This is a genomic window from Streptomyces sp. NPDC051219 (assembly GCF_040682335.1).
GTDB lineage: Bacteria > Actinomycetota > Actinomycetes > Streptomycetales > Streptomycetaceae > Streptomyces.
The window spans coordinates 215,077-231,317 of the sequence record NZ_JBFBAS010000002.1; the positions used below are offsets into that span (position 1 = coordinate 215,077).

Annotated in this window: 13 protein-coding genes and 1 tRNA gene; 9 read left to right on the forward strand and 5 right to left on the reverse strand. The window is 67.8% G+C overall.

Annotated features, from left to right (window positions below; translation table 11 throughout):
• Nucleotides 1-64 precede the first annotated feature (64 nt).
• The 6 genes from AB0M62_RS03725 (at nt 65) to AB0M62_RS03750 (ending at nt 7,064) form a co-directional block, all read left to right on the forward strand.
• Nucleotides 65-454 (forward strand): hypothetical protein, encoded by a 390-nt coding sequence (locus AB0M62_RS03725; RefSeq protein WP_366072460.1) that lies wholly within the window; start codon nt 65-67, stop codon nt 452-454.
• Nucleotides 455-1,334: 880 nt separating this feature from the next.
• Nucleotides 1,335-2,567: a branched-chain amino acid ABC transporter substrate-binding protein gene (locus tag AB0M62_RS03730; RefSeq protein WP_366072461.1), complete on the forward strand. Its 1,233-nt coding sequence runs from the start codon at nt 1,335-1,337 to the stop codon at nt 2,565-2,567.
• Nucleotides 2,568-2,662: 95 nt separating this feature from the next.
• Entirely contained in the window at nt 2,663-3,592 is a 930-nt protein-coding gene (locus AB0M62_RS03735; RefSeq protein ID WP_366072462.1) for a branched-chain amino acid ABC transporter permease, read from the forward strand.
• 5 nt (nt 3,593-3,597) lie between these two features.
• Nucleotides 3,598-5,424: a branched-chain amino acid ABC transporter permease gene (locus AB0M62_RS03740; RefSeq protein WP_366072463.1), complete on the forward strand. Its 1,827-nt coding sequence runs from the start codon at nt 3,598-3,600 to the stop codon at nt 5,422-5,424.
• Between the two features lie 3 nt (nt 5,425-5,427).
• The gene (locus AB0M62_RS03745; RefSeq protein WP_366072464.1) at nt 5,428-6,348 is read left to right on the forward strand and encodes an ABC transporter ATP-binding protein; all 921 of its coding nucleotides are present in this window, start codon (nt 5,428-5,430) and stop codon (nt 6,346-6,348) included.
• On the forward strand, nt 6,348-7,064 hold the full coding sequence (locus tag AB0M62_RS03750; RefSeq protein WP_366072465.1) for an ABC transporter ATP-binding protein: 717 nt from the start codon (nt 6,348-6,350) through the stop codon (nt 7,062-7,064). Before AB0M62_RS03745 ends, AB0M62_RS03750 begins: the two co-directional genes overlap by 1 nt.
• A gap of 83 nt (nt 7,065-7,147) precedes the next feature.
• Here AB0M62_RS03750 and AB0M62_RS03755 read toward each other — a convergent pair whose 3' ends face one another.
• The gene (locus AB0M62_RS03755; protein WP_366072466.1) at nt 7,148-7,801 is read right to left on the reverse strand and encodes a response regulator; all 654 of its coding nucleotides are present in this window, start codon (nt 7,799-7,801) and stop codon (nt 7,148-7,150) included.
• A gap of 98 nt (nt 7,802-7,899) precedes the next feature.
• Here AB0M62_RS03755 and AB0M62_RS03760 point away from each other — a divergent pair.
• Nucleotides 7,900-7,972, forward strand: a tRNA-Leu gene (locus AB0M62_RS03760).
• Between the two features lie 111 nt (nt 7,973-8,083).
• Nucleotides 8,084-8,863: a helix-turn-helix domain-containing protein gene (locus tag AB0M62_RS03765; RefSeq protein ID WP_366072467.1), complete on the forward strand. Its 780-nt coding sequence runs from the start codon at nt 8,084-8,086 to the stop codon at nt 8,861-8,863.
• A 20-nt stretch (nt 8,864-8,883) separates the two neighbouring features.
• Here AB0M62_RS03765 and pyk read toward each other — a convergent pair whose 3' ends face one another.
• Together pyk and AB0M62_RS03775 are read right to left on the reverse strand one after the other, a co-directional pair.
• A complete protein-coding gene (gene pyk, locus AB0M62_RS03770) occupies nt 8,884-10,317 on the reverse strand; it encodes a pyruvate kinase (protein ID WP_366072468.1) in 1,434 nt (477 codons plus the stop codon).
• A gap of 146 nt (nt 10,318-10,463) precedes the next feature.
• Nucleotides 10,464-11,180, reverse strand: coding sequence for an SIMPL domain-containing protein (locus AB0M62_RS03775; protein WP_366072469.1), 717 nt, complete (start codon nt 11,178-11,180; stop codon nt 10,464-10,466).
• A gap of 181 nt (nt 11,181-11,361) precedes the next feature.
• Here AB0M62_RS03775 and AB0M62_RS03780 point away from each other — a divergent pair, with 181 nt between their 5' ends.
• The gene (locus tag AB0M62_RS03780) at nt 11,362-13,161 is read left to right on the forward strand and encodes a 5'-nucleotidase C-terminal domain-containing protein (RefSeq protein WP_366072470.1); all 1,800 of its coding nucleotides are present in this window, start codon (nt 11,362-11,364) and stop codon (nt 13,159-13,161) included.
• Nucleotides 13,162-13,239: 78 nt separating this feature from the next.
• Here the strand turns inward: AB0M62_RS03780 and AB0M62_RS03785 are convergent, their stop codons facing one another.
• Both AB0M62_RS03785 and AB0M62_RS03790 read right to left on the reverse strand, forming a co-directional pair.
• The gene (locus AB0M62_RS03785; RefSeq protein ID WP_366072471.1) at nt 13,240-14,751 is read right to left on the reverse strand and encodes a SidA/IucD/PvdA family monooxygenase; all 1,512 of its coding nucleotides are present in this window, start codon (nt 14,749-14,751) and stop codon (nt 13,240-13,242) included.
• Nucleotides 14,748-16,193, reverse strand: a complete 1,446-nt coding sequence (locus AB0M62_RS03790; protein WP_366072472.1) for an aminotransferase class I/II-fold pyridoxal phosphate-dependent enzyme — start codon at nt 16,191-16,193, stop codon at nt 14,748-14,750. The genes AB0M62_RS03785 and AB0M62_RS03790 overlap by 4 nt, the downstream gene beginning before the upstream one ends.
• Nucleotides 16,194-16,241 lie beyond the last annotated feature (48 nt).

The following is a 16,241-nucleotide window of genomic DNA, read 5'->3' on the forward strand; positions in this document are numbered from 1 at the left end:
CCACGTGTCCGGCGGCACCGGGCGCACCATTGCCCTCTCCCGCCACGCCCGCTAGCGTCGCGGCATGGGGCCAGGACCGCCACGCCGAGCAAGGCACTTCGCGGTGTGCGCCACCACGCTGCTGGCCGTCCTCACCGGCTGCGGGAGCAGCAGCCCCACCGGCTCCGCCTCACCGGTGCCGCGGACGACCTCACCCCAGGAACTGTGCGAGCGGCTGATTTCGCACTGGGCCCGGGTCGTCCTCGACGGCGGCGAGCAGGCGAATCTGGACTACCAGGCCATGGGCCTGTCCGGCGGGCAGAATGAGATCCTGCTCGCCGTGCTGACCGCTGCCCGCGTCGAGCTGAAGCGGCAAGGCCCCGACGCCGCGAGCAAGTTGATTGACCGTCAGGCAGCCGCCCGGTGCGCCGAGCGCCATCGCGGCGGGACCCCGACCGGCGGCCCCTGGCAATGAGCGGAGTCGGCCCGGTCGAGCCGGGTGAGGGCACCCACCCGTCGGACGACGCCCCCGCCGGGTACGCGGACGGCCCACGCCGCAGCCGGCCGGCGCACTTCGCCTCGCGTCATCGCCCCGCGGTCGTCGCGGTCGCCTCGGCGGCCGTCCTGGCCGCTGCGGCCGCCCACCTCTACGCCACCCGGCCGACGCCGCCCCCGCCTCCACCCACACCCTGGCCGGCCCAGGCGGTCAGCGTGGTCTACCGGGGCGCCGCCACCGGACGGCCGGAGGACGGACACGGCTCGTTCGATTTCACCGTCACCATCACCACCACCGCGGGACCGCCCGTCACGATCGAGCGAATCACCCAGAACTCCGCAGCTCTCCGGCTTGCGAACCGCCCGCGCACACCGTTCACCGTCAGTGGCGAAAAGCCACGCAGCGTACTCGTCTTCGTGCGTGTGCCGGGACGCCGAAAAGTGACACGGAATGCCGGGCTCCCCTTCCTCGACGTAACACTGCGTAATGCGCGAGCAATACAAGAGCACAGCTACATTCTGGGCGACCGGTACACCCGAGACCTGGCCAGAGCACTTGGCACCGCGTGCCCAGAAGATCCGGATGTCAGGACTCAAACCCCTGACAGTCCTGCACCTTCTCAGCATGCGGACAAGACGAACCGACCGGAATTCCCCCGTTCCACCCACGAAAATCCGCTATCCATTACGCCGTGGCATAACAAGAGCGTCACATCCTTGGCCAGACCACTCCACCTCCCCCAATACCGCGCTTAGAGTCACCGCCAGTCACCGCGCCACCGGATTACCTTCAGTTCGGTTCCCGCGCTCGACTCGGTGCGTCCCAGGGGGGACGGCCGTGCCAGGTGAAAGGACTGATCGTGCGTCAACGTTCGCTCATAGCCATGACGGCTGCACTCACCGCGGGAGCCCTCACGCTCACCGCCTGTGGGTCGCGCGACGAAAGCAAGGATGGCGGGGCCGAGGGCGGTGGCACCACGGTCGTCATCGGCATCGACGCCCCGCTGACCGGCGAGCTTTCCGCGCTGGGTCTCGGCATCAAGAACTCCGTGGACCTCGCCGCCAAGCAGGCCAACGCGAAGAAGTACGTCAACGGCGTCACCTTCAAGGTCGAGGCCCTCGACGACCAGGCCCAGCCGTCCTCCGGACAGCAGAACGCCACCAAGTTCGTCGCCAACAAGGACGTCCTCGGCGTCGTCGGCCCGCTGAACTCCTCGGTCGCCGAGTCCATGCAGAAGGTCTTCGACGACGCCAAGCTCGCCCAGGTCTCGCCCGCCAACACCAACCCGGCCCTGAGCCAGGGCCCGGACTGGAACGGCGGCAAGAAGGCGCGCCCCTACAAGTCGTACTTCCGCACCGCGACCACGGACGCCATCCAGGGCCCGTTCGCCGCGCAGTACCTCTTCAACGACGCCAAGAAGAAGAACGTCTTCATCATCGACGACAAGAAGACGTACGGCGCCGGTCTCGCCGCCACCTTCAAGGCGGAGTTCGAGAAGCTCGGCGGCAAGGTCGCCGGCACCGAGCACGTGAACCCCGACACCAAGGACTTCGCCGCGGTCGTCACCAAGATCAAGAGCTCCAAGGCGGACGTCGTCTACTACGGCGGCGAGTACCCCGTCGCGGGCCCGCTCAGCAAGCAGATCAAGAAGTCCGGTACCGCGATCCCGCTCGTCGGGGGCGACGGCATCTACAGCGCCGACTTCATCAAGCTCTCCGGCAAGGAGGGCCTGGGCGACCTCGCCACCTCCGTCGGCGCGCCCGTCGAGACCCTCCCCTCGGCCAAGGAGTTCGTGGCCAACTACCAGGCGGGCGGCTACAAGGAGGCCTACGAGGCCTACGGCGGCTACTCGTACGACTCCGCCTGGTCGATCATCGAGGCCGTCAAGAAGGTCGTCGAGGGCAACGACGGCAAGCTCCCCGAGGACGCCCGCGCCAAGGTCATCGAAGCCCTGCAGGGTGTCTCCTTCGACGGCGTGACCGGCAAGGTCTCCTTCGACGAGTACGGCGACGCGACCAACAAGCAGCTCACGGTCTACAAGTACGAGGGCACCGCCTGGAAGGCCGTCAAGTCCGGCACCTTCGCCGGCTGACCGTCACTCCGTAACACCTCACCAGCCGCGCGGGGCGCTGCAAAACCAGCGCCCCGCGCGGTGTCACATCCGTCGAAAGACTCGGAGGACCTGCGGTGCACGAACTGCCGCAACAGCTGGTCAACGGCCTGCTACTGGGATCCATGTACGGGCTCGTCGCCATCGGCTACACGATGGTTTATGGCATTGTCCAGCTCATCAACTTCGCCCATGGCGAGATCTTCATGACCGGCGGGTTCGGGGCCCTCACGGTCTGGCTCATCCTTCCCACCGGCACCACCATGTGGCTCGCCCTGCCCCTCATGCTGGTCGGCGCGATCATCGTCGCCACCACCATCGCAGTCGGCGCCGAACGTTTCGCCTACCGGCCACTGCGCACCGCACCACGCCTCGCCCCGCTCATCACCGCCATCGGCCTCTCCCTCGCCCTCCAGCAGGCGGTATGGGCCTGGTACCCCGAGGCGAAGTCCTCCCGAACCTTCCCCGAAATCCCCGGTGGCCCCTTCCACCTCGGCAGCATCACCATCCAGACCGGTGACATCTTCCTGCTGATCGCCGCACCCATCTGCATGGCGATCCTCGCCTTCTTCGTCATGAAGACCCGCACCGGACGCGGCATGCAGGCCACTGCCCAGGACCCGGACACGGCCAAGCTCATGGGCATCAACACCGACCGCATCATCGTGGTCGCGTTCGCCCTCGGCGCCGCGTTCGCCGCCGTCGGAGCCGTCGCATACGGCCTCAAGTACGGCGAAGTGAACTTCCGCATGGGCTTCATCCTCGGCCTCAAGGCGTTCACCGCAGCCGTCCTCGGCGGCATCGGCAACATCTACGGCGCCATGCTGGGCGGCCTCGCCCTCGGCGTCGCCGAAACCATGGCCACCGCTTACATCAACGAAATCCCCGGCATGCAACAGCTCGGCGGCCAGTCCTGGGCCGACGTCTGGGCCTTCGTACTTCTCATCGTCGTGCTCCTCGTCAGGCCACAAGGCCTCCTCGGCGAGCGCGTCGCGGACAGGGCGTGACACCGATGACGACACAGACCACCACCGCGGAAACCCCACAGACCCCGGCCGACGCCGCGCAGACGGGCCTCATCTCCCTCCCGCCGAACATCGCGCGAGCCGTCGCGACCGGAGGCGGTGCCCTCACCGTCATCTCCGCATTCCTCGCCTGGACCTGGACGGCCGCCTTCCCCGGCGACCTCACCGTCTACGGATACCCGGGCGGACTCCAGTGGCTCGTCCTCATCGCGGGCGCACTCACCACCCTGTTCGGACTCTCCTCATACGGCGTCAAGGGCCTGAAGTGGCTCACCCCCGCCGGGGCTGACTCATCGATCCGGCTGTCCGCCTACGCTGCCTTCGCCACCACGTGGTTCACGCTGGGAGCCATCAGCAAGCAGCTCGGCGGCCTCGCCAACCTCGAGCCCGGCGGCTTCATCGCCGGCGCCGTCAGCCTCATCGCCCTCATCGGCGCCCGGGCTCTGCCCTTCACGCGGCCCGAGCTCGAACCCGCCGACCCCGAAGACAGCTGGTGGGACCGGTTCCAGCACAACCGGCGCAACCGGATCGCCGTCGCCAAGGCCGCCTACGCCACCGGCACGTCGGCACCTGCCCGCACACTGCCCTCCTACGTCGAGATCCTGATCATCGTCGCAGCACTCAGCTTCGGCCTGGTCGTCTTCACGTACGGCATCGGCACCGAGTACGACGAACTCTTCATCGGCTTCCTCATCACCGCCGGTTACGGCTTCGCCGCACTCTTCAAGTCCGGCCTCGTCGCACGCCTCTCCGCCATCACCGCCAAGCACCGCAACGTGACAATGGCCGGCGCGTTCGCCGCCGCCGCCGCGTTCCCCTTCACCCAGTCCGACGACCAGTACGCGACCATCGGCGTCTACATCCTCATCTTCGCCACCGTCGCACTCGGCCTGAACATCGTCGTCGGCCTCGCCGGACTCCTCGACCTCGGATACGTCGCATTCCTCGGCGTCGGCGCATACGCCGCGGCCATGGTCTCCGGATCGCCGTCCTCACCGTTCGACATCCACCTCCCCTTCTGGGGAGCGGTCATCGTCGGCGCCACCGCATCCATGGTCTTCGGCGTCCTCATCGGCGCACCCACCCTGCGACTGCGCGGCGACTACCTCGCCATCGTGACCCTCGGCTTCGGTGAAATCTTCCGAATCACCGTCAACAACCTCGACGGCACCTCCGGCCCCGACATCACCAACGGGTCCAACGGCATCTCCTCGATCCCCAACCTGCAGATGTTCGGCTTCGACTTCGGACTCGAGCACAACATCTTCGGCGTCACCATCGGCCGCTTCGCGAACTACTTCTTCCTGATGCTGCTGATCACCCTCGTCGTCGTAGTCGTCTTCCGACGCAGCGGAGACTCCCGCATCGGCCGCGCCTGGATCGCCATCCGCGAAGACGAGACCGCCGCACTCGCCATGGGCATCAACGGCTTCCGCGTCAAGCTCATCGCCTTCGCCCTCGGAGCGACCCTCGCCGGCCTCGCCGGCACCGTCCAGGCGCACGTCACCTACACCGTGACACCCGAGCAGTACCAGTTCGCCCACGTCGTCCCGCCCAACTCGGCCTTCCTGCTCGCCGCAGTCGTCCTCGGCGGCATGGGCACCATCAGCGGCCCCCTCGTCGGCGCCGCACTGCTCTACCTCATCCCGGCCAAGCTGCAGTTCCTCGGCGACTACCAGCTCCTCGCCTTCGGCCTCGCGCTCGTACTCCTGATGCGCTTCCGGCCCGAGGGACTCATCCCCAACCGGCGCCGCCAGCTCGAATTCCACGAGAACGCGGAAGCGCCCGCAGTCCTCAGCAAGACAGGGGCCTGATCCATGACCACCGACACCACGACGAAGGACACCACGCCGGCCACCACGCCCGGCGAGACCGTCCTCGACGCCCGCGGCGTCACGATGCGGTTCGGCGGCCTCACCGCCGTACGCTCGGTCGACCTCACCGTCAACAGCGGCGAAATCGTCGGCCTCATCGGCCCCAACGGCGCCGGCAAGACCACCTTCTTCAACTGCCTCACCGGCCTCTACATCCCGACCGAGGGCGAAGTCCGCTACAAGGGCACCGTCCTCCCCGCCAAGTCCTTCAAGGTCACAGCAGCGGGCATCGCACGCACCTTCCAGAACATCCGCCTCTTCGGCAACATGACCGTCCTGGAAAACGTGCTCGTCGGCCGCCACACCCGCACCAAGGAAGGCCTCTGGTCCGCCCTCCTCCGCGGCCCCGGCTTCCACAAGGCCGAAGCCAAATCCCGCGCCCGCGCCATGGAACTCCTCGAGTTCATCGGCCTCGCCGACAAGGCCGAACACCTCGCCCGCAACCTCCCCTACGGCGAACAGCGCAAGCTCGAAATCGCCCGCGCCCTCGCCAGCGAACCCGGCCTCCTGCTCCTCGACGAGCCCACCGCCGGCATGAACCCCCAAGAAACCCGGGCCACCGAAGAACTCGTCTTCGCCATCCGGGACATGGGCATCGCCGTCCTCGTCATCGAGCACGACATGCGCTTCATCTTCAACCTGTGCGACCGCGTCGCGGTCCTCGTCCAGGGCGAGAAGCTCATCGAAGGCGACAGCGAAACCGTCCAGGGCGACGAACGCGTCATCGCCGCCTACCTCGGAGAACCCTTCGAAGGCGCCCCCGGCGACGAAGAAGTGGCCGAAGTGGAAGCGGCCGAAACCGGCGCTGCGGAGTCCACCGACTCCCCCACCACCGCCGAGTCCGCCAGCAAGGAGAACGACTGATGACCGCACTTCTCGAAGTCGAGGACCTGCGCGTCGCCTACGGCAAGATCGAAGCCGTCAAAGGCATCTCGTTCAGCGTCGAAGCCGGCGAGGTCGTCACCCTCATCGGCACCAACGGCGCCGGCAAGACCACCACACTGCGCACCCTCTCCGGCCTCCTCAAGCCCGTCGGCGGCCAGATCAAGTTCAACGGCAAGTCGCTCAAGAAGACCCCGGCCCACCAGATCGTCTCGCTCGGACTCGCCCACTCCCCCGAGGGGCGGCACATCTTCCCGCGCATGACCATCGAGGACAACCTCAGGCTCGGCGCCTTCCTCCGCAGCGACAAAGCCGGCATCGAAAAAGACATCCAGCGCGCCTACGACCTCTTCCCCATCCTGGGCGAACGGCGCAAGCAAGCCGCAGGCACACTCTCCGGCGGCGAACAGCAAATGCTCGCCATGGGCCGCGCACTGATGTCCCAGCCCAAACTGCTCATGCTCGACGAGCCCTCCATGGGCCTCTCCCCGATCATGATGCAGAAGATCATGGCGACCATCGTCGAGCTCAAGGCCCAGGGCACCACCATCCTGCTCGTCGAGCAGAACGCCCAGGCCGCCCTCTCGCTCGCCGACCAGGGCCACGTCATGGAAATCGGCAAGATCGTGCTCACCGGCACCGGCCAGGAACTCCTCCACGACGACTCCGTCCGCAAGGCCTACCTCGGCGAGGACTGACCCTCCCGTACGCACAACGAAGAGGCCCGCCACCGGAACTCCGGGGCGGGCCTCCTCGCGCTGTCACGGGGACCTCCAGCGACCTACTGCCCCTTGGCAGCCTTCTTCTTCTCCTCGGCATCCTCGATAACCGCCTCAGCGACCTGCTGCATAGACATCCGCCGGTCCATCGACGTCTTCTGGATCCACCGGAACGCCGCCGGCTCCGTCAGCCCGTACACCGACTGCAGCACACTCTTCGCCCGGTCCACCAGCTTCCGCGTCTCCAGCCGCTGCGACAGATCGGCGACCTCCTGCTCCAGCGCCCTCAGCTCCGCGAAACGCGACACGGCCATCTCGATGGCCGGCACGACATCACTCTTGCTGAACGGCTTCACGAGGTACGCCATGGCACCGGCGTCCCGCGCCCGCTCCACAAGGTCGCGCTGCGAGAACGCGGTCAGCATCAGGACCGGCGCGATGGACTCCGCAGCGATCTGCTCCGCGGCGGAGATGCCGTCGAGGACCGGCATCTTCACATCGAGGATGACGAGGTCGGGCCGGTGCTCGCGGGCGAGGTCGACGGCCTTCTGCCCGTCACCCGCCTCTCCGACCACGGAGTAGCCCTCTTCCTCGAGCATCTCCTTGAGGTCGAGGCGGATCAAGGCCTCGTCCTCGGCGATGACGACGCGGGTCGTCAGCGGCGGGACGTGCGACTGGTCGTCGTCGGCGGGCTGGGGCGACTCGGGGGCGGTCACGGGACTCCTCGTTCAAGGGCAGGTGCTGCTACATGAGCCTACCTAGCTCCTGTATCTTTGAGACACGGAGGGTCTTGGGTATCCTTCGTTTCGAAGGGGCCCCGGTAGCCCAGCGGTAGAGGCCATGGATTCAAAACCCATACAGCGTCGGTTCGAATCCGACTCGGGGCACTTTCCCTTCAATTCCAAGGTTTGCGCAGTGATTGGCGATCTTCACTCGTCCCAGTGAACAAAGCTTCGAGTTCCGCCTGAGGACACGAACATCCAGCGAAGCTCCATGCCATGGAGCAGCACAATTCTTCGATACGCGATGAAGCGCTCGCGCTCCTGCGGCGAGGCGTGGCCAATCGCGTCGTGGCTGAACGCCTGAACGTGCCTCGTGGCACAGTCGGCTGGTGGCGCCACGAAGACCGGAAGCGGCGGGGCGAGAAATTTGAGCACCCCACCGACTGCCCAAGGTGCACCGGCAAAGAGTTCGACCGTCAGGCTTACTCGTATCTGCTGGGGCTCTACCTCGGCGACGGGCACATCATCTCGAAACCGAAGCAGCACCACCTGTCGATCTTCTGCGCTGAAGCATGGCCCGGTCTGATCCACGAAGCAGAGTCAGCCATGCGCAGGGTGATGCCCATGCCCAGCGTTCGACGACGACAGAAGCAGGGATGCGTCGAGGTCAAGTCCTTTACGCAGCACTGGACATGCATGTTCCCTCAGCACGGCCCAGGCAGGAAGCATGACCGCCCGATCGTTCTCGTAGCCTGGCAGCAACAGATCGTGGACACATATCCGTGGGAGTTCATCCGTGGACTCGTCCACTCCGACGGTTGTCGGAGTATGAACTGGACCACGCGGCTCATCGGCGGCGAGCGGAGGCGCTACGAGTATCCGCGTTACTGGTTCACGAACGCGTCCGACGACATCAGGCAGCTCTATACGGACACGCTCGACAGGCTGGGCATCGAGTGGAAGCACTGCACCCGCGCGGGGAGGGCGTACAACATCTCCGTCGCCAAGCGCGCTTCCGTCACCCTTATGGACGCACACGTCGGACCGAAATACTGACCCCCGGACGGCGGAACGACCTACTTCGGGCTGTCGTCCTCGCCGATGTGGTGGACGCGGACCAGGTTCGTCGAGCCCGCTACTCCCGGCGGGGAGCCCGCCGTGATCACCACGATGTCGCCCTTGTCGCAGCGGCCGATTTTCAGGAGCTGTTCGTCCACCTGGGCGACCATCGCGTCCGTGGAGTCGACCTGCGGGCCGAGGAAGGTCTCCACTCCCCAGGTGAGGTTCAGCTGGGACCGTGTGGCCGGGTCCGGGGTGAAGGCCAGGAGGGGGATCGGCGAGCGGTAGCGGGAGAGGCGCCTGACCGTGTCGCCGCTCTGGGTGAAGGCGACCAGGAACTTCGCGCCGAGGAAGTCGCCGATTTCGGCGGCGGCGCGGGCGACGGCGCCGCCCTGGGTGCGGGGCTTGTTGCGGTCGGTCAGCGGCGGGAGGCCCTTGGCGAGGACGTCTTCCTCCGCCGCTTCGACGATGCGGCTCATTGTCTTGACGGTTTCGATGGGGTACTTGCCGATGCTGGTCTCGCCCGAGAGCATCACGGCGTCTGTGCCGTCGATGACCGCGTTGGCGACGTCGGACGCTTCGGCGCGGGTGGGGCGGGAGTTCTCGATCATCGATTCGAGCATCTGGGTGGCGACGATGACCGGCTTGGCGTTGCGCTTGGCGAGTTTGATCGCGCGTTTCTGGACGATCGGTACCTGCTCGAGGGGCATTTCGACACCGAGGTCGCCGCGGGCGACCATGATGCCGTCGAAGGCGGCGACGATGTCGTCGATGTTCTCGACGGCCTGCGGCTTTTCGATCTTGGCGATGACGGGCAGCCGGCGGCCTTCTTCGTCCATGATGCGGTGGACGTCTTCGATGTCGCGGCCGCTGCGTACGAAGGACAGGGCGATGATGTCGGCGCCGGTGCGCAGTGCCCAGCGCAGGTCGTCGAGGTCTTTGTCGGAGAGGGCGGGGACGGATACGGCTACGCCGGGGAGGTTGAGGCCTTTGTGGTCGGAGACCATGCCGCCTTCGATGACGGTGGTGTGGACGCGCGGCCCGTCGATCTTGGTGACTTGGAGTGCGACGCGGCCGTCGTCGACGAGGATGCGTTCGCCGGCGGTGACGTCGGTGGCGAGCCCGAGGTAGGTGGTGGCGCAGATGTGGCGGTCGCCTTCGAGGGGTTCGATGGTGATGGTGAAGTCGTCGCCGCGTTCAAGGAGTACGGGGCCTTCGCTGAAGCGTCCGAGGCGGATCTTCGGGCCTTGAAGGTCGGCGAGGACGCCGACGCTGTGGCCGGTTTCGTCGGAGGCTTTGCGTACGTGCTGGTAGCGCTCCTCGTGCTCGGCGTAGGTGCCGTGGCTGAGGTTGAAGCGGGCGACGTCCATTCCGGCTTCGACCAGTGTCTTGATCTGGTCGTATGTGTCGGTGGCGGGGCCCAGGGTACAAACGATCTTTGCTCGGCGCATGATTCGAGCGTAGGCCTTACCGGTCGGTAGTGAATCGGTCGCACATGACTACTCAACAACCTTTACGTGAAAGGTTATTGACAAGTGTTGAATTGTGCGCGGGGGCGCTCGGATGAGCAATTCAAGCGTCCGGGCGGATGTAAGGACTAAAGCTGGGGCGGGGTCATGGTGAAGCGTGCGTTCACCTGGGCGTAGACCGTCTGACGCTGCGGTTCCAGGTCGAGGGCCGGGGCTGCGGCGTCTTCCGTCGCGCCGCCGTACGCGGCCGAGCGCATCATTCCGGCGGGCGCCGCCATCGCCATGGGGACGGCGTTCTCCGCGCCCAGGTCGGCGAGCTCGACCAGGGCCGTGAGCCGTGAGCCGAGGGCTTCGGCGTATTCGCGGGCGCGCTGCACGGCTTCGCGTACGGCTTGGCGGCGGGCTTCTCCGTGTGCGGGTGAGTCGGGGCGCAGTGCCCACCAGGGGCCGTCGATGCGGGTGAGTTCGAGGTCGGCGATGCGGGTGGTGAGTTCGCCGAGGGCGGTGAAGTCGTTCAGTTCGGCGCTGATGTGGACTCTGCCGTGGTAGGCGCGGATGCGCTCGCCGCGGCCGTGCCTGGTGAGTTCTGGGCTGATGGAGAATGCGCCGGTTTCGAGTTTTTCGACGGCGTCTCCGTAGGACTTGATGAGGTCGAGGACGGCTGCGTTGCGGCGGGTGAGGTCGTCGAGTGCGGTGCGCCTGTCGGTGCCGCGTGCGCTGACGCTGATTCCGATGCGGGCGATTTCGGGGTCGACTTCGATGCGGGCCTCGCCGCGGACGGCGACTCGCGGGACTTCTGGGGTGCCGTAGGGGGCGGCGGGCCGGGGCGTGGCGTCGTCGGTCATGGTGGGCTCCTCGGGGGGCTCGGGGTGGGGGCCCGGGGTGGGGGCTCTGGGTGGTACGAACCACTGTGGCATCTGGGTCGGACAACGGGTGGTCATCAGATCGAAACCCGCCAGGGGTGTTGCGCGTGTGGCTGCTGGGCCAGAATCTACGCGCGTTGTGCAACCTCAACAGGGAGATCAAATGCCGCTCGACAGAAGGACGTTCCTGGGCACATCGGCCGCGACCGGGGCCGGAGTCGCGCTGGCGGGGGCCGCCTCCGTTCCCGCCCAGGCCGAGGGCCGGGGGGCCGGACGTCCGCCGAAGCGGTACTCGTTCACCGTCATGGGCACCACCGACCTGCACGGCAACGTCTTCAACTGGGACTACTTCACGGACAAGGAGTTCGACGACAAGGCCCACAACGACGTCGGTCTCGCGAAGATTTCCACACTGGTCGAGCAGGTCCGCAAGGAGAAGGGCCGCGGCAACACGCTGCTTATCGACGCGGGTGACACGATCCAGGGCACGCAGCTGTCGTACTACTACGCCAAGATCGACCCGATCACCGCCCGGCGCGGGCCGGTGCACCCGATGGCTCAGGCCATGAACGCCATCGGATACGACGCGGCGGCGCTCGGCAACCACGAGTTCAACTACGGCATACCGGTGCTGCGCAAGTTCGAGGAGCAGTGCGACTTCCCGCTGCTGGGTGCCAACGCGCTGGATGCGAAGACGCTGCGGCCGGCGTTCCCGCCGTACAGCATCCACCGGCTTCGTACGCCTTGCGGCCGTGATGTGAAGGTCGCGGTCCTGGGTCTCACCAATCCGGGTATCGCGATCTGGGACAAGGCCAACGTCCAGGGGAAGATGACGTTCCCGGGTCTGGAGGAGCAGGCGGCGAAGTACGTACCGCGGCTGCGGTCCATGGGCGCGGATGTCGTCATCGTGTCCGCGCATTCGGGTTCCAGCGGTACGTCCTCTTACGGCGACCAGCTGCCGCACATCGAGAACGCGGCCGGTCTGGTGGCGGAACAGGTGCCCGGGATCGACGCGATCCTGGTCGGGCACGCGCACACGGAGATTCCGGAGTACCGGGTCGCGAACAGGGAGACGGGCCAGGAGGTCGTCCTGTCCGAGCCGCTCAAGTGGGGGCAGCGGCTGACCCTGTTCGACTTCGATCTGGTCTGGTCGAAGGGGCGCTGGACGGTCGAGAAGGTGGCGGCGCAGGTCCTGAACTCCAATCTGGTGGAGGAGGACCCGAAGATCGCGGGGCTGCTCGGGGACGAGCACAGGAAGGTGGTGGCGTACGTCAACCAGGTCATCGGCACGTCGACGGCCGCGATGGCCACGGCTGAGGGGCCGTACAAGGACGTCCCCATCATCGACCTCATCAACCACGTCCAGGCGGAGACGGTGAAGGCGGCGCTGGCGGGTAGTGCGTACGCGGCGCTGCCCGTTCTCTCGCAGGCGTCCTGTTTCTCCCGTACGGCCGCGATTCCGGCCGGTCAGGTGACGATCAGGGATGCGGCGGGGCTGTATCCGTTCGAGAACACGCTGGAGGCGCGGGTGCTGACCGGTGCCCAGCTGAAGGATTATCTGGAGTACTCCGCGAAGTACTACGTGCAGAGCGCGGCGGGGGCGCCGGTGGATCCGGCGAAGCTGACGAACGCCGACAACACTCCTGACTACAACTATGACGCGGTGTCCGGCCTGAGGTACGACATCGACATCGCGAAGCCGGCCGGTTCCCGCATCACCGGGCTGTCCTTCGCGGGCAGCCCGATCGACCCGGCGGCGCAGTTCGTGCTGGCGGTGAACAACTACCGGGCGAGCGGCGGCGGGAATTTCCCGCACGTTCCGCAGGCGAAGCAGGTGTGGGCGGACTCGGACGAGATCCGCAACACGATCATCACGTGGGTGCAGGCCAAGGGCACGGTGGATCCGGCGCGGTTCGCGTCGGTGGACTGGAGGCTGACGCGGGAGGGTACGCCGGTCTTCTAGGCCCGGTGTTCTGGGCCCGGACTTCTGGTCGGGCTTGCGGGCTGGGGTCTGCGAGCTGGGGTCCGGTCAGGAGATCGGTCAGGTGTGTTCGACCAAGGGGAGCAGGCCCTCCGGCGCAGGCGCCGGGCGGGTCTGTTCCCGTTCCAGGCCGAAGCTGGTGAAGGCGGTACGCTGCGGGAGCGGGTAGGGGTTCTTGCCCGTCAGGGAGTTGAGGATGGCGGCGCTGCGCCAGGCGGCGAGGCCGAGGTCGGGTGCGCCGATGCCGTGGGTGTGGCGTTCGGCGTTCTGTACGTACACCGAGCCGGTGACGGACGGGTCGAGCACCATGCGGTACTCGTCGTCGATGCGGGGGCGTCCGGCGGAGTCCTGGCGGATGTACGGGTCGAGGCCGGCGAGGAGTGGGCCGAGGGGGCGTTCGCGGTATCCGGTGGCGAGGACGACGGCGTCGGTGGTGAGGCGGGAGCGGGTGCCCTGCTGGAGGTGTTCCAGGTGGAGTTCGACCTTGGTGGTGGCGACCCGGCCGGCTGTACGGACGCTGACTCCGGGGGTGAGGACGGCGTCGGGCCAGCCGCCGTGCATGGTGCGCCGGTAGAGCTCGTCGTGGATGGCGGCGATGGTGTCGGCGTCGATGCCTTTGTGGAGCTGCCACTGCTGCGGGACGAGCCGGTCGCGTACGGGCTCGGGCAGGGAGTGGAAGTAGCGCGTGTAGTCGGGCGTGAAGTGCTCCAGGCCGAGCTTTGAGTACTCCATGGGTGCGAAGGCCTCGGTACGGGCCAGCCAGGTGAGCTTCTCGGCTCCGGCGGGGCGGGCGCGCAGCAGGTCGAGGAAGACCTCGGCTCCGGACTGGCCGGAGCCGATGACGGTGATGTGGTCGGCGCTCAGGATCCGCTGCCGGTGGTGGAGGTAGTCGGCGGAGTGGATGACGGGCACGGCGGGTGCTTCGGCGAGGAGCCGGAGGGGTTCGGGGATGTACGGGGCGGTGCCGACGCCCAGGACGACGTTGCGGGTGTAGGAGCGGCCGAGTGCCTCGGCGTCGCCGCCGGGGTCGATCTGGGTGAAGTCGACTTCGAACAGGTCACGTTCGGGGTTCCACCGGACGGCGTCGACCTGGTGGCCGAAGTGCAGGTCCGGCAGGTTCTCGCTGACCCAGCGGCAGTACGCGTCGTACTCGCTGCGCTGGATGTGGAAGCGCTCCGCGAAGTAGAAGGGGAAGAGCCGGTCGCGGCTGCGCAGGTAGTTGAGGAACGACCAGGGGCTGGCCGGGTCGGCGAGGGTCACCAGGTCGGCGAGGAAGGGGACTTGGAGGGTGGCTCCCTCGAGGAGCAGGCCGGGGTGCCAGTGGAAGGCGGGGCGCTGGTCGTAGAAGGCGGTGGCGAGGGGGTTGCCGGGTACGCCGTGGGCCAGGGCGGCGAGCGAGAGGTTGAACGGGCCGATACCGACGCCGACGAGGTCGTGGGGCTCGTCGAGTCCTTGGTGCCGGTCGTGCTGGTGGTATGGGAGGTGCTGGTGGTGCGCGGGGTTCTCGTGGTGGTGCGGTGGGTGCTCGTCGTGCGGCGGGTTGGCGGGTGTGTGGGGTGTCGGGGCGGTCATCGGCGGGTGCTGCCTTCCAGGAGTTCGAGCAGTGTTTCGAGGTCGCTGCGGGTGGTGTGCGGGTTGAGGAGGGTGGCTTTGAGCCACAGCCGGCCGTCGGCGCGGGCCCGGCCGAGGACGGCGCGTCCCTCGGTGAGGAGGGTGCGGCGCAGTTCGGCGAGGCAGTCGTCGGTCGCGTCCGTGGGGCGGAACAGCACGGTGCTGATGGTGGGCCGGTCGTAGAGCTCGAAGCCGGGGTGGGCGTCGACGAGGTCGGCGAGGTGGCCTGCGGCGGCGCAGGTGCGGTCGAGGAGTTCGCCGAGTCCGCTGCGGCCGAGGGCTTTGAGGGTGGCGGCGGCCTTGAGGATGTCGGGGCGCCGCGTGGTGCGCAGGGACCGGCCGAGGAGGTCGGGAAGGCCCGCTTCGGTGTCGTCGTCGGGGTTGAGGTACTCGGCCCGGTGCGCGAGCGGGGCGAGGGCTGTGGTGTCCGGTACGGCGAGGAGACCGGCGGCGACCGGCTGCCAGCCGAGTTTGTGCAGGTCGAGGGTGACGGACTGGGCGCGGTCGAGTCCGCGGAGCTTGTCGCGGTGCGTGTTGCTGAAGAGGAGCGGTCCGCCGTAGGCGGCGTCGATGTGCAGTTCTGCGCCGTGGGCGGCGCAGAGGTCTGCGATCTCCGGCAGTGGGTCGATCAGACCGGTGTCGGTGGTGCCGGCGGTGGCGGTGACGAGGAGGGGACCGTGGCCATGGAGGTCGTTGAGTGCCTCGTCGAGGGCGGCGAGGTCGATGACTCCGGCAGGTGCGGGGACGGTGACCGGGTCGGGGAGGCCGAGGAGCCACGCGGCGCGCGGGATCGAGTGGTGGGCGTTGGCGCCGTACAGGACCCGGACGGATCCGTGGCGTTCGCGGGCCAGGAGGAGGGCGAGCTGATTGGACTCGGTGCCGCCGGTGGTGACGAGGGCGTCGGGTGCGGGCCCGTGGGGGTGGACTTCCGCTGCGAGGGCGCGGGTGAGGAGGGCTTCCAGTTCGGATGCGGCGGGGGCCTGGTCCCAGGAGTCCATGGAGGGGTTGAGGGCGGAGGCGGCGAGGTCGGCGGCTGTGGCGAGGGCGAGGGGTGGGCAGTGCAGGTGGGCCACGCACAGCGGCTCGGCGGGGTCGGCGGCGCCTTCGGTGAAGGTGCGGACGAGAGTGCGCAGGGCCGTTTCCGCGCCCACGCCGGTGTCGGGCAGTACGGGCTCGACGGCGTTGCGGACGCGTGCGGCGACGGCTTCGGGCCCGCCGGTGGGCATGGGGCCGCCACGGGCGGCGGCGCCCTCGCTCAGGGCGTCGAGCACGACGGCGAGCAGCGGCCGCAGCGCGGCGGATCCGTCCGCGCCTCCGGCGAGCGGAGGGAGGGGGGTGGTGCCGGTGCGGGCGTCTGTGGCTGGGCCGGTGGCTGTGCCGGGGCCGGTGGGCGGCGTACGCATGTGGCGGTCCTCCGGGTGCGCGGGGGCGGACACACCAGCGTGTACAGG